This window comes from [Clostridium] celerecrescens 18A (genome assembly GCF_002797975.1).
GTDB lineage: Bacteria > Bacillota > Clostridia > Lachnospirales > Lachnospiraceae > Lacrimispora > Lacrimispora celerecrescens.
In genome coordinates this window covers 1,719,691-1,733,518 of the sequence record NZ_PGET01000001.1, presented here as the reverse complement: position 1 = coordinate 1,733,518, position 13,828 = coordinate 1,719,691, and the positions used below count along the sequence as shown (strand labels likewise).

Here is a 13,828-nt window from a genome sequence, read left to right as displayed (position 1 = left end):
TTCGATAAAAATGCAAACCTTTGTTCGAAAAAATGCAAAATCAATTGACAAACATATGTTCGCAGTGGTATGATGATGACAGAAAAAGAACCTATGTTCTGTTTGGGATTGTTTTAAAGGAGGTATGCATATGATGAAGCAATTAATTGCACTGTCATTGGTCGTTTTACTTGGTTCTCATTTTTTTGGCAATTCTATAATGAATGCCCTTGCCGGAGAGACGGAAATTCCGGCGTTGGAGAAGTATTATACCAGCATTGAGATCCAAAAGGGGGACAGCTTATGGAGCATTGCCGGAACGTATCTGGAGAACAGTGGTATGACCACTGCCCAATATGTAAAAGAATTAAAAAACATAAACGGATTAAAAGAAGATACCATACACAGCGGACAGTATCTGACTGTCGTATACTTTGCATCTGATTCTGATTCAGGAGTGAGATAAATAGAAAAATAAGCCGCTATTTTTAAATCCATTGATTTTATTGGAATTATATCTTAGAATAATAAATGCAACGTCTCTTATAGAGGCATAAATCATGCATTATTAAGTTCAGAATTATTCTTATAGTCAAAGGATTAAAAATAATTATGAAGATAACTTTTGGAATTTTGGCCCATGTAGACGCCGGAAAAACCACTTTTTCGGAGCAGGTATTATACAGAGAAGGGGTAATCAGGGCTCTGGGCCGTGTAGATGCTAAAAACGCATGTATGGATCATGATGATATCGAAAGGGAGAGAGGAATAACCATATTTTCAGATATGGCCGGCTTTACCCATGGCAAAGATACTTATTATCTGATTGATACGCCTGGCCATACAGACTTTTCCGCTGAGATGGAACGGGCCTTGGAGATCATGGACTATGCAGTTCTTATGATCAACGGCACAGATGGAATACAGGGCCACACAGAGGCCATATGGAACCTGCTGGAGCGTTATCATATACCTGTTTTTTTATTTATTAATAAACTTGATGTGATATCTGCATCTTATGAAAGAGTTTTAACAGAGATTCGTGAACGTTTTTCAGGTAATATCCTGGATTTTCAAGGCATTAGCATTAAGAAGGGAAATGAGGCTTCCCTGACAGACGATTTCATTGAGAATGTATCTGAATGGGATGAAGCATTACTGGATAAATGGTTGAATGGAAGTATTACATTTGATGACGTAAGACCTGCCGTTGTTTCTCAGATTAAAAACCGGAAGCTATTCCCCTGTTTTGGCGGCAGCGCTTTAATAGGAGAGGGAATAGAAGCATTTCTTAATATCTTTTATAGTTACACAGACACTTCCTATCCGGTATCAGCTCCTTTTAGAGGAAGAGTGTTTAAGATCCGATATGATGTACATGGAGAGCGTATGACGTATTTGAAGATATTAAGCGGCATTCTCAATGTCCGGGATTCTTTATCAGCGGATGAGAAGGTTCATCAGATAAGGACATTTCAGGGAGAACGTTTTACGGCCCTTCAGACGGCTTCTGCAGGAGATGTGGTGGCTGTCACCGGGCTTCGGACTACCAGGGCAGGCCAAGGGCTTGGGGAGTGCTGTGATACGGTAGTTCCGGCACTTCAACCCACCCTTCAGGCAAGAGCCCTGTACTCGCCTGAGATACCCGACCGGGCAATCTTAAAGATGTTTCACATTCTGGAGGAAGAAGAACCTGGGCTAAGTGTGGTATGGGAAGAGTCTTTGCGGCAGTTAAAAGTGAATATCATGGGTAAAATACAGCTTGAGGTTCTGGAACAGGTTGTGTTAGAAAGATTTCAGACAAAGATATCCTTTGGACAGCCAGAGATCATCTATATGGAAACCGTAGAGGAACCGGTTACAGGGTATGGACATTTTGAACCCCTTCGCCATTATGCGGAAGTAGCATTAAGGATAGAACCCGGTGAGCGGGGGAAGGGGATTACATTTGAGAGTCAATGTCATGTGGACAGACTTGGGATCAATTATCAGAATCTGGTGCGTACCCATGTGTTTGAAACCATTCATAAAGGAGTTTTGACCGGATCTGAGTTGACGGATATTAAGGTTATTCTGGTTGATGGAATTTCTCATATTAAGCATACTGAGGGCGGCGATTTTCGTGAAGCAGTATACCGGGCGGTTCGCCAGGGGCTTATGAAGGCCAAAAACCTACTTCTGGAGCCTTATTACAGTTTTACGATATTAATCCCGGATCCATTAACTGGAAGGGTATTAACTGACATTACAAAATATTCCGGCCGGTTTGAAGCTCCGGTTCCGGATGGAAGTGGAAGAACTGTAATAAGAGGTCAGGGTCCTGTTGCCTCATTTATGAATTACGGAGAAGAGCTGATGGTAATGTCCGGAGGCAAGGGAAGTATATCTATGGCGTTTTCTCATTATGATAAATGTCATAATGAAGCCCAAGTTCTTGATCATTATCAATATAACCCAAATGAGGATATTAATAATCCTTCTTGTTCCGTATTCTGCCAAAAGGGAACTTCGTTTGTAGTTAATTGGGATCATGCAGAAGAATATATGCATACTCTTAGGTAATTGTTGCATTTTATTTTTATACTTAGTTTGAGTTTATGGATCATTGTTAAAGATTCTGAAGTTTGAAAAAACACATAAAGAAAAGCCGCAATGAATTGTTGCCGCTTTAGGCTGTCAACATTCGATATGTTGATAGCTTTTTTATATCTTTCAAAAACAACGAGCTATCATATAATTAACATAAGAAGGATAGGGTGAAAATAATTAATAAGATCAAAGGAGATATTATATGATTACATATAAAAAGGTGGATAAGACATATTTCACACAATATGACTTAATTCCTATGCGTGTTCATGTTTCTAGTTATTATAAAATAGATAAAATTAATCGTGGATTAAGTGGTTTCAATCTTGTCGAAACCCCTATAAAACCTTATGTAAAAGACTTTTGTACTGGCGAAGACGAAACGGTAATGCGTTGGGGAAGTCAATGGGATATTTCAACTTGGGCTTTTTTCATGGCTTTTGATGGTGATAAACCAATAGGAGCAGCAACAATTGTATCACGTACAAAAGGAATAAATATGCTTTCAAATAGGGATGACCTTGCAGTATTATGGGATATTCGTGTGGATGATACATACAAGCAGCAAAAAGTTGGTCAAACATTATTTGACATGGCTGCAAATTGGTGTCGCAGTCAAGGACTTGTACAAATGAAAATAGAATGTCAGAACAATAATGTTCCTGCCTGTAAATTTTATCATAAACAAGGAGCAACTCTTAGTGTGATTGATGAGTATGCATATTATAATGAACCTGAATATAGGCATGAGACTCAATTTATTTGGTTTTTAAATTTATAAATTATCTTAAATAATTTTTACCATCTATGCAATACTGCGAATGCAGATTGCAATAGGCATTGGTCTCGTTGCAGGTTTGCTTAAATTACTTTATTATAGTTACGTTTTGTTTGTTAAAACTGAAAATGCATTGTATAATAAGTTAAATATATAATGTGACGGGGGAAGAGTACCTATGGTCAAATTAGAAGAAGTCTTCGGGGTTAGTAGAAAACCTGTGCTAAGCTATATTGAACGCCAGGAAGTTGATGGGTCATTTGAGAACGCACTAAGGTCAGATAAACAAATAATAGTTTATGGTGCATCAAAACAAGGAAAAACTGCTTTGGTCAGTAAATATTTGCCATATAGTGAATGCTTAGCTGTCAGCTGCAGTCCCAAAAGTCAGGTTTCAGATATTTATAAATCGATTCTTAGAAAACTTGGTATTGAAATATTAACCGATAAGCAGAAGAGTAAGAGCGGAGATGTTGAAATTGGAGCTGTAGCAAAAATTAAATCTAAATTACCATTTTTAGCGGCTGCGGAGATCGAAGGGTCTGCAAAAGTTAATGCATTAGCTGAACAGCAGCTTAATTATCGATCAATAGAGTTTAACCTAGAACTGCCACAAGACATTTTTGATTTATATAAACAAGCCAATTCTGATAAATTTGTAATTCTTGAAAATTTTCATTATCTTTCTAGTGATGTTCAAAAACAATTAGCGTTTGATTTGCGCACTTTTCAAGAGCTAGGATTAAGATTTATAATTTTAGGTGTATGGAAAGAAAAAAACAGGCTTATTCAATTTAATGGAGATTTACAAGATAGGATTGCAGAAATACCGGTTGAGCCGTGGGACAACACAGAATTTATTAGTGTAGCAAAAAAAGGAGCAGAAGAGCTTAATATTGAAATTTCTGATGAAATATTACTAAGGCTCTGCGAGGAATCGATGGGAAGCATAGGAGTTGTTCAGGAGCTATTAAAACTGTTATGCCTGGAAAATGGTATATTACAAAAACAAGGACTCAGAAAACATATTGTTGACCAGATGACTCTTGATCACGCCATTACAGCAAAATGTGATGATTATTCTTCGAGACATGTTCGTGCACTGGAGGATATTGCAAAGGGGCAGAGAGATGTTAAAGATAAGGAGAAAAAACCTCTTTTCTTGCCATACTATTTTGTTATTGCAATTTTAAGTATGGATTTTTCCACTATTTTAATGGGTGTGCCGCGTAAAAAGATAGAAGAAATAATTAAAAGCCGTCATCACAGAAGTACCGATATAAGGCCTAGTGATATTGGGTATCTATTGAGTAGTTTGGCAAAATTGCAAACAGCTAAGAAAATCCAACCACCGTTGTTTGATTATGATATCTCTCAGCGTACTATTAATATAATTGATTCAACATTTTATTTCTTTTTAAAACATTGCGATAAAGGGGAAATAATAGATAATATTGAAAATCCATTAGAATAAGTTAATGGTTTTTAATATTGTGCCAAGAACTTGAGTTTCTCGAACAGCACCTTTATATCTTTTTAATCTTTTCATCAGGAAAAATTTCTGTTATACAAATAGAAAACTTGACAATTGTCAGATTTATACTATACTATTAATTATATGTTATTTGAAACTCTATGTGATTTTTTAAATAATAAATAAAATAAGTTTGTATTAAAGAAATAAATTCAAATTTAATTTAGGATAACTTATTTGAAATACATTTTCTTTGAGAAATATATTTTCTTTTGACAATTTATATTTTGTTATTTTAAATCACATTGAAATTTAGGTAACAGGTTTTCATCATTGAATCATAAGATTTTAGATGATTGCCATAATATAATTATAAATCAAGGAGGCTTCTAACTATGGAAAATACTGGAGTTATGAACGTTGAGTTAAGAAAAAGTACCAGAAAGGGTGACAATAATCAGTTAAAAAGAGAAGGATATTTACTGGGAAACATAGCTGGTAAAGGTGTTGATTCAATCTCAATAGCTGTTAAGAAAGATGTATTTAGAAGATCAATGAAAGAGTTTGGCCGGAATGGCATTTTTAAACTGGTTGTTCCTGATGGCCAGAGTTATACCGTAATGGCAAAAGAAATACACATTGAACCGGTTAAGAACGAAATCTCTCATTTGGATTTTCAAATGGTATCTTTTTCTGAAAAAATCAAACAAGAAGTGGCTATAAAAATTACCGGAGCAGAACTTCTTGAGTCAAAAAGATTGTTGATTAACAGTACCATAGATTCAATTTTACTGGAGGGATTACCTCAGGATATTCCCGATGAAATAGTAATTGATGTTTCTAATATGGAGGCTGGTGAAAGTATTCAATTTAGTGATATTAAACTTCCGGAAGGACTTACCTCAACTATTGATCCGGAACAAAAGATGATAACAGTTGTTGGCTCTAAGATACGTGAAGCAGTTGAAGGTGAAGAAGAGGCCAAAAGCTAAGAGGAATAACGGCATTCGCTTTTCGTATGAAAATATTATAAGAGCCTGATGATAAAGGTGAAAAAAGAAAGCTCTAATTTAGATATTAGATGCTTTCTTTTTTATAACAAAAAATTAAAAAGATAGATAGCAACTTCCCATTATATTTATATCAGGTCCTTACGTGCATGCGTCATGTCCTCTTACATAAGACACATGCTCGCAGACCATTCGCCAAAGCTTTCAAAGTTCCCCAAAAGACAAAAAGGAATCCGCCAGGGATACAGTTGCTTATGATATATATAGTCTCTAGAATTTTTAGTTTTATTATTTTACTTTATAATTTATTTTCATTACATTTTTTCCCGCAATTTAACCTTATTTCTGGCACTGCGCCGGCGTTCATCCTCCAAAGCAGCATAGTGTTTTTTCGTAGTGTTAACATCTGAGTGTCCTAAAACGTCTGCAACCAGATAGATGTCCCCGGTTTCTTTATACAGGCTTGTTCCGTAGGTGCTGCGCAGTTTATGTGGGGTGATCTTTTTTAAAGGTGTTACGAGTTTGGAATATTTTTTAACCAGATTTTCGACGCTGCGTACTGCAATCCGTTTCTTTTGAAGGGATAGGAAGAGTGCTTTTTCATGGCCTTCCTCAGGAATGACAAAACTGCGTTCGTCAAGATAATCAAGAAGGGCATCCTCAACTTCGGTACCAAAGTAGACAGTGACTTCCTTTCCTCCTTTTCTATGAATCCGGATCCCGCCATTTTTTAAATCAATATCATCTACGTCCAGACCAACACACTCAGAGACCCGGATACCGGTTCCTAACATGAGAGTTAATAGTGCAAGGTCACGGATCTTAGTTTTCGCATGATAGGATTTTTGCTTCTCAGTTAAAGATCCCCCGTTTTCTACTTCATCGAGTAAAAGAGCCACCTCATCAATATCTAACCGGATAATATCCTTTTCATGCAGCTTTGGAAGCTGCACCAGAGAAGCGGGATTTGTTTGAAGCCGCTCATTCCGGTAATAATAATTATAGAAGCTTTTCAGTGAAGAGACTTTTCGCATGATTCCTCGCTCTTTGTTGGTCACTTCCTGATTTTTATCATTAAAACGGTATTTTAAATATTCCATGTATTCTTCAATGTCTACAACCCGAAGCGATTCCAGGTGGTCTAAAGTAATATCCTGAACCTGAAGCTTGCCGATAACGGGGTTTTCTTTAATTAGAAAGTCAAAAAATACCTTTAGATCATAAGCGTAAGCGATCCTGGTACGGGAAGAAGTGCGAGGTTCAATCCCCCTGAAAAAATCTCCGCAGAATTTGGGAAGTTCCTTTACCAACTGACGCAGGTGCTTTACGTTTTCAATATCTTTTTGCTGGTGGTAGGAGAGAGAAGAACTCATAATTGGACCTCATTTCTTTTAATATTTGGATTGTAAATGATTATTGAAAGACCAGTCATTTATATTTCCCTCATTTTTAATTTTACTTTTTAATATAATCTGATTCTTAGGCAATGGTATTAAAGAACTTTACATACTTTGGAATAAAGAGGGTAAGTATTGGGAGCATATCAGAGTAATGGTAAGCAAGGATATGAAAGATAAAGTTCTTAAGTGATATAATTAATTATGTAATTAACAGTTCTATTGTTTTCTTTGCCAACTATTCGTTAAACTAGACTTTCGCGAATAGTTGGAAATCACTCTATTAATCTTACCATTTCTGCATAAATCTATAACCGAAAAAAATTTCATGATCTACTGATAACCGAAAATAAATTCCTTAAAATAACCGAAAAAAAAATTCACTGCTGTTTTGTCGTTTTTCACTGTTTTTCCCGGAAAACCGAAAAACTCAAATCATGGGGGTTTTGTCGTTTTTCTATTTAATACTATCATTAAGTATATCATATTGGCATTATCTTAGTCCAATGATATTCATAAAAAATGATGCATTTTTCTGCGCAATCCTTTACAATACGGACAAGGCTCCTTTTTCCTCTTTTGATAATATAACCTCTTTTTTGGACTCATAGCATAAGAATTTTGACACTCGGAACAAGTCCACCAAACACTATCCGAATAATTTTCTATAATATCATCTGGATCAATAAAGAGCCAGTTACCTAAATTCCATTCCTTCATCAAATCAGAATGTAATGCTTTGAATGAAGTTTTTCCACGTATAGCTTCTCTTCCATTACAATAAGGACAATCTATTTCTTCGTTCACTCTATCTTTCACTGAGCCTTTACAAGACATTTTACAAACGAGACAATCCCATTCAACTAGAGGTGAATATGTAGATAAAATAGTATCTGAAGTTACTTCATTATTTGAAGAATATTCTGCAGCCTTTTCAGGATACAGTGCTTTAAAAGAGGTTTAGCCTGGAATGGCTTTCTTACCACTACAATAGGGGCAGATTACACTCCCATCTACTCTATCTTTTACAGAACCTTTCCAAGCCATAGCGCACTTTGAACAATCCCAAGTAATAGGTAGACTATATGTTGGAAGAATGTTATCGAGATCCACTTCATTCGTTATAGAGGCTTCTGCATCCAATTCGGGATACAGTGCTTTAAAAGAGGTTTTGCCCGGAATGGCTTTCTTACCACTACAATAGGGGCAGATTACACTCCCATCTACTCTATCTTTTACAGAACCTTTCCAAGCCATAGCGCACTTTGAACAATCCCATGTAATAGGTAGACTATATGTTGTTCATAAATAACTATATAACATTGGATATGACCACTTCTGTGCTGCCGATCAAAACGGAGACGGCGCTGGCTTTCTAGCTGCAGTGATCGCTGGCTTACCGACTCCCGATCAGTGGCTACTCTTAACTTCTGTTGGCACCATAATAAAAATCGGTTATGACGCTTTTCTCTCCCTATCTCCACCTCTATCTCTCTATATATAGTTAATAAAAAAGCGACAAAACCCTTTCAGTCCTTAGTTTTCTATACTTCCCAGACTTCTGGAGCTTTGTCGGAAATTTTTCGGTTTTTATCTTAGCATTTCTGCACTTGCTCTTTATAACCGATATCTTTATCTTACGGAATCCTCATTCCATCCTCATTCACGATATAGCCATCAGGTGTTACCGTATTCCTCAGCATGTGTCCATAATATCTATCTTCCTCTTGTGACAGGTAATAATATGCATTCTTGTATTCACACCAGCCAGTTAGCATTGATCCATCCGCTCCAAAATAATACCAATTATCCTGATAAAGTACCCAATCAGATTTTATCATTTTTCCGGTTCCCGGATCTAGCCAATACCATTTCCCCTCCTGCTGCAGCCAACCAGTCATCATATAGCCAAGTCCGTCGAAGTAATACCACTCTTTATTAATATGTTTCCAGGACACACTTGGATAACTGCCATCTTTATTTTGATACCACCAGCCAACATCATCCTTCTTCCATGAACCAAGAGTCCCTGAAGAAGAGGATGATGATGAAGATCCTCCCCCACCCGAACCGGAAGAGCTCACAGAGTTAATAGTAATAGACTTACTAATCCTTTGAGAGACAGAACCCAACCGTATTTCGCACTCATATATTCCACTGTTGGATTTCTGTACATTCAGTTTAGTTAATGTTTTCCCACTCTCTCCTGCCAAAAGAGACTTATTAAAATACCACTGATATGCGATAACATCCCCTCCATCAGGATCGATCATGAGTGTTAACGTATCACCTGCGTAAATAGATTCTTTCCCAGATATGACTGGGTAAGAGGAACCTGTTGGAAAACCATCAAGGTTCTCATACACAGCTCCATCCTCTACCAGCAATAAAAGTGGCGTGGTAAAACTCTCCCTCTCAATACTAGGTTTTATTTTGGGTAATAAGATACTTTTAAGGCTTTCACAACCATAAAATGCATCACTCTGCACCCAGGAAACATGCGTTAAGTCCACTCCCACAAGTTGCTTGCAGCCTGCAAAAGCATACATCGATATTTCATTCAGGTCAGAAGACAAATTAGTCCCTTTTTTCAAAGTAAGATTATCACACCCACTAAAAGCATAGCGATCCAGTGAAGATACATGTGTCAAATCCACTTCTGACAACTGCTTACAGTCTTGAAATGCATAAATTGGTATTGATTTCAGCTCCGGTGACAGATTGGTCCCAACTTCCAATGTAAGATTTTCACAACCATTGAAAGCGTAATACTCCAGAATTGAAACATTCGTCAAATCCACTCCCGACAACTGTTTGCAACCTTCAAACGCATACATTGGTATTACATTTAGTTCCGGTGATATGTTGGTTCCAGCCGCCAATGTAAGATTTTCGCAGCGCGTAAAAGCACAGAATTCCAATGAAGAAATATATGACAAATCCAATCCGCTCAACTGCTTGCAGTCCTGAAAAGCATACCTTGGAATTTTAGTTAACTCAGGAGATAAGTTTGTTCCTTCTGCCAATTTAAGATTTTCACATCCTGCAAAAGCCCGCTCCCCCAATGAAGTAACATGCGTCAAATCCAATCCAGTCAACTGCTTGCAACCCACAAAAGCATACTCCGACACTTCATTTAATCCCCCGGATAAATTGGTTCCTTCCGCTAATGTAAGATTTTCACAGCTGGCAAATGTACTTCTGCTTATTGATATGACATGGGATAAATCTAAGCCAGTTAACTGCTTACAGCCAACGAAGACTTCATGTGGAATTGTTTTCAATTCAGGAGATAGGTTGGTACCTTCTGCCAAAGTTAAATTTTCACACATATAAAATGCATTTTGCTCTAACAAAGTAACATGAGACAAATCTATGTCAGACAGTTGCTTACAGTAGGCAAAAGCATACAAGGAAATTCCTTCCAAATCGGGGGATAAATTGGTTCCGGCTTTCAAAGTGAGATTCTCACATCCTTTAAAAGCCCTAGGACCGATTATCGATATATTGGACAAATCAATTTCAGTAAGTTGCTTACAGTCATCAAACGCACTGGCTGGTATTTCACTCAGAGATATCGGCAAAATAACTTCTTTCAAAGTCTGGGAATTAGCAAACGCATAGGTAGGAATTGTCGCGTTATCTACATCACTCAGATCTAAAGTTTCTAATCTGCTTAGGTTCATATTTATATAATGATAATCAGACGACCCTAATATTCCGGATACAGTAAGATCCCGTATTTTTTCCTCAGATACAAACTGAGGATTTGCCTCAATGAAAGTTTTCAATTGACCAGGCATTACGCCACTTATCACAATTGAACTCCCCATCTGTTCTGTTAATAAAGCGTTGGATGATGTTGCATTAGATGGTGTAGCCGATATGCCTTCTATATTGGTTAATGACAATACTTTACCAGTACTATAATCCGCCATTGCTGTACTATGCAAAGAAACAATTGCAAGACAAACCCCCGTTATCATTCCCCAAATTAAACGCCTTCTCATAATACTCATAAAATATTCCTCCTCATTCGTTTACAAAAAATGTCTCAAGGCAAATCATTGTACTGCAACAATACTTATAAACTATACTATAATATAAAGCTAAGTTAAATTCAATTAGTAGCAATGCCTTAGGTATAATATATTTTAAAGAGCCACTCTAATTGTGCAATACCGATACATTTAACAGCAAATCATGTTTCATATCAGTATTTTCGGCTGGAGGTGCGTTTCTCGTCCTACAATGCCTTGTACTCCTCTTTCGGCGCGTCCATCTGTGGGGAGCTTGCCACCCGCCCAGCAGATGGTCAAAGGTAGCCCGCGCAGCTCTGTGGAGCTGGATGTCGGCCTCATGCTCCGCAAGGCATTTGCGGCTGTACCGCGCCGCCTTATAAGCGTCGAAGAGCGGGCGGGTTTTGGCGTTGTCCACAATGGCCCCTTTCAACTCATTGTTGCGGGCCATTGCCACCTCCGTCGCCTTGATTTTGTCGGTTAGCGCATGGGAGCGGTCAACGGCCCTGGCGGCCCGCCGCTCCAAATCCTCATATTGTAGCAAGACCTTTTTCTGCAAAAATTGAAGGGTCGCAGCCATCTGCTTTAGGTTGAAAATCTTGGTCCACCGCTCATAGCCGAGGCCTTTGCCCTCGCCCAGCGTGTCAGACCGCAAGCGGGTGAAGAATTCAGCGGCCCCGGCCTCACGGAAACTAATGGAGCCGCCCCTGTATATGAATAGCCTGTAGGAACTCGTCAAAGCTGGCGGGCTGCTAGGCTAGGCAAGCGTCAATCTGCGCCACAAGGCGCTGCTGCTAGGTGGGCGGTCTGCGGTTGTCCAGCCACTCGCCATAATATTCGGCTGGGCGATATACGACAGGCCCCATTACAGACAGATACGGTCAGACAGCCGCCGCACCGTCCAATAGGAACCCTTGCCTGCTAGTGTGGCGCTCCCCCGTTCGGTATTCGGTTGTCCTCTCAAATGCTCTGTATGCTATCCTTTAGATCGTGCAGCTTATCCACTATCCACAGCCCGGCGCAGGGTATGCCGAAGGGGGAAACAAGAAAGCCCATTATCAGTAAAACAATTCCATCGGTCATACGCCCGCCCCACGCCCATGAAAATGAAAATAGTTTTCTGAGCAATCACCATCAGTTAGTTTTGTCGCTTTTATCTTACAGCATTTCTCTCAATAATATTTTCGCTTATAAAAAAACGACAAAACCTAGCTGATTTGAATTGTCGTTATCGAGGTTTTGTCGTTTTTCAAATGTATACGACAAAACCCCTTCCAGCCCCGTATTTACAAGGGTTCCCGGATTTTCGGAGTTTTGTCGGAAATTTTTCGGTTATCTGTTATGTCGTTTTTCACTGTTTTATCCGGAAAACCGAAAAACTGAAATCATGGGGGTTTTGTCGTTTTTTTATTTAATACTATCATTAAGTATATCATATTGGCATCATCTTAGTCCAATGATATTCATAAAATAGATGCATTTTTCTGCGCATTCCTCTACAATACGGGCAACGTTCCTTTTTCCTCTTTTGATAATACAACTTCTTTTTAGGTCTCATATCATAAGAATTTTGACACTCGGAACTGGTCCACCAAACAATACCCGAATAATTTTCATAATATTATCGGGGTCAATAAAGAGCCAGTTACCTATGTTCCATTTTCATCATATTAGAATATAATGTTTTCCACGTATTCTCTTCTATTACAAATATGGACAATCTAATTCTACGTTCACTCTATCTTTCACTGAGCCTTTCCAAGAATAGGGACAGATTACGTTCCCCTCTACTCTATCTTTTATATCAAGTAATCTCCCATTTTCTCAATCAAAGGGATTATCTCTAGCTTTCACTACTGTTTTATCCATTACTACTTTGGCACATAAAGAACGAGACTATTCGTTACCGTAGATATATCTACTTTAACAATAGCCCCGTCTTAAAATATTTTATACTTTTTTCATGATTCTTCACTGATATCTTAGAAACTGAAATAATCAACGATAACTTATTTTTTGTCTTCAAATACTATCCAAATTGGGAATTTATAAATCTCATTCCAATCTTTATCCCGATATGAGAATCCAAAATACATAGGCTCTTTAGATAAACTTTCAAAATCGTCTGATAAAACTGGAATGTAGCTGACACGACCATTTTCAAGATCTGTCATTAAATCGCCTGCATATTCTTCTTTTGAATTATAAACAGTTGAAGTAATGGATGTTGCATTTGTATTAGTTGTTATGATATCAAAAATACGATACTTATTATCACTATTTTTCTCTGGCTTTTGAACAACAATTGCAGGTGTGGGTTGACCGTTAATTGTAATATCTCTTCCCTCAATAAAACCTGGCACCATTATCTGATAATTTGTATCTCCCCAGTTAACAGCTTGATCTTCAGCGGCGCTTGCAGGAATAATCAACATACCAGCAAGTAATATTGTTGTAAATATAACCCTAAAAAACCCCTTCATACATAAAACCTCCTTTTTTAAACATAATATCATAATAAATCCATATCTTCAATTAATATACAATACTATTTTATTGAAATTTCTTGGCCATCGTTACGA

Annotated in this window: 11 protein-coding genes; 5 read left to right on the top strand and 6 right to left on the bottom strand. The window is 37.8% G+C overall.

The window, feature by feature from the left end:
• The first annotated feature begins 130 nt into the window (after positions 1-130).
• The 5 genes from H171_RS08170 to H171_RS08150 all read left to right on the top strand — a co-directional run bounded on the left by H171_RS08170 (position 131) and on the right by H171_RS08150 (position 5,812).
• Positions 131-445 carry a LysM peptidoglycan-binding domain-containing protein gene (locus tag H171_RS08170; RefSeq protein WP_100304688.1) on the top strand — a complete coding sequence of 105 codons (315 nt, stop codon included), beginning with the start codon at positions 131-133 and terminating at the stop codon, positions 443-445.
• Between the two features lie 146 nt (positions 446-591).
• Positions 592-2,541 carry a GTP-binding protein gene (locus H171_RS08165; RefSeq protein WP_100304687.1) on the top strand — a complete coding sequence of 650 codons (1,950 nt, stop codon included), beginning with the start codon at positions 592-594 and terminating at the stop codon, positions 2,539-2,541.
• Between the two features lie 229 nt (positions 2,542-2,770).
• The gene (locus H171_RS08160) at positions 2,771-3,349 is read left to right on the top strand and encodes a GNAT family N-acetyltransferase (protein WP_100304686.1); all 579 of its coding nucleotides are present in this window, start codon (positions 2,771-2,773) and stop codon (positions 3,347-3,349) included.
• 175 nt (positions 3,350-3,524) lie between these two features.
• Positions 3,525-4,820: a hypothetical protein gene (locus H171_RS08155; RefSeq protein WP_100304685.1), complete on the top strand. Its 1,296-nt coding sequence runs from the start codon at positions 3,525-3,527 to the stop codon at positions 4,818-4,820.
• A gap of 395 nt (positions 4,821-5,215) precedes the next feature.
• Entirely contained in the window at positions 5,216-5,812 is a 597-nt protein-coding gene (locus H171_RS08150) for a 50S ribosomal protein L25 (protein ID WP_100304684.1), read from the top strand.
• Positions 5,813-6,144: 332 nt separating this feature from the next.
• Here the strand turns inward: H171_RS08150 and H171_RS08145 are convergent, their stop codons facing one another.
• From H171_RS08145 to H171_RS08120, 6 genes are all read right to left on the bottom strand, one after another.
• A complete protein-coding gene (locus tag H171_RS08145) occupies positions 6,145-7,203 on the bottom strand; it encodes a tyrosine-type recombinase/integrase (protein ID WP_100304683.1) in 1,059 nt (352 codons plus the stop codon).
• Between the two features lie 537 nt (positions 7,204-7,740).
• The gene (locus tag H171_RS25005; RefSeq protein ID WP_408645662.1) at positions 7,741-8,172 is read right to left on the bottom strand and encodes a zinc-ribbon domain-containing protein; all 432 of its coding nucleotides are present in this window, start codon (positions 8,170-8,172) and stop codon (positions 7,741-7,743) included.
• Between the two features lie 15 nt (positions 8,173-8,187).
• Entirely contained in the window at positions 8,188-8,511 is a 324-nt protein-coding gene (locus H171_RS25000; protein WP_408645661.1) for a zinc-ribbon domain-containing protein, read from the bottom strand.
• Between the two features lie 353 nt (positions 8,512-8,864).
• Complete coding sequence (locus H171_RS08130; protein ID WP_100304680.1) at positions 8,865-11,246, bottom strand: leucine-rich repeat protein; 2,382 nt, start codon at positions 11,244-11,246, stop codon at positions 8,865-8,867.
• A 960-nt stretch (positions 11,247-12,206) separates the two neighbouring features.
• Positions 12,207-12,329: a CD1845 family protein gene (locus tag H171_RS24995; RefSeq protein ID WP_408645629.1), complete on the bottom strand. Its 123-nt coding sequence runs from the start codon at positions 12,327-12,329 to the stop codon at positions 12,207-12,209.
• 926 nt (positions 12,330-13,255) lie between these two features.
• Positions 13,256-13,729, bottom strand: a complete 474-nt coding sequence (locus H171_RS08120; RefSeq protein ID WP_100304678.1) for a hypothetical protein — start codon at positions 13,727-13,729, stop codon at positions 13,256-13,258.
• Positions 13,730-13,828: the final 99 nt, after the last annotated feature.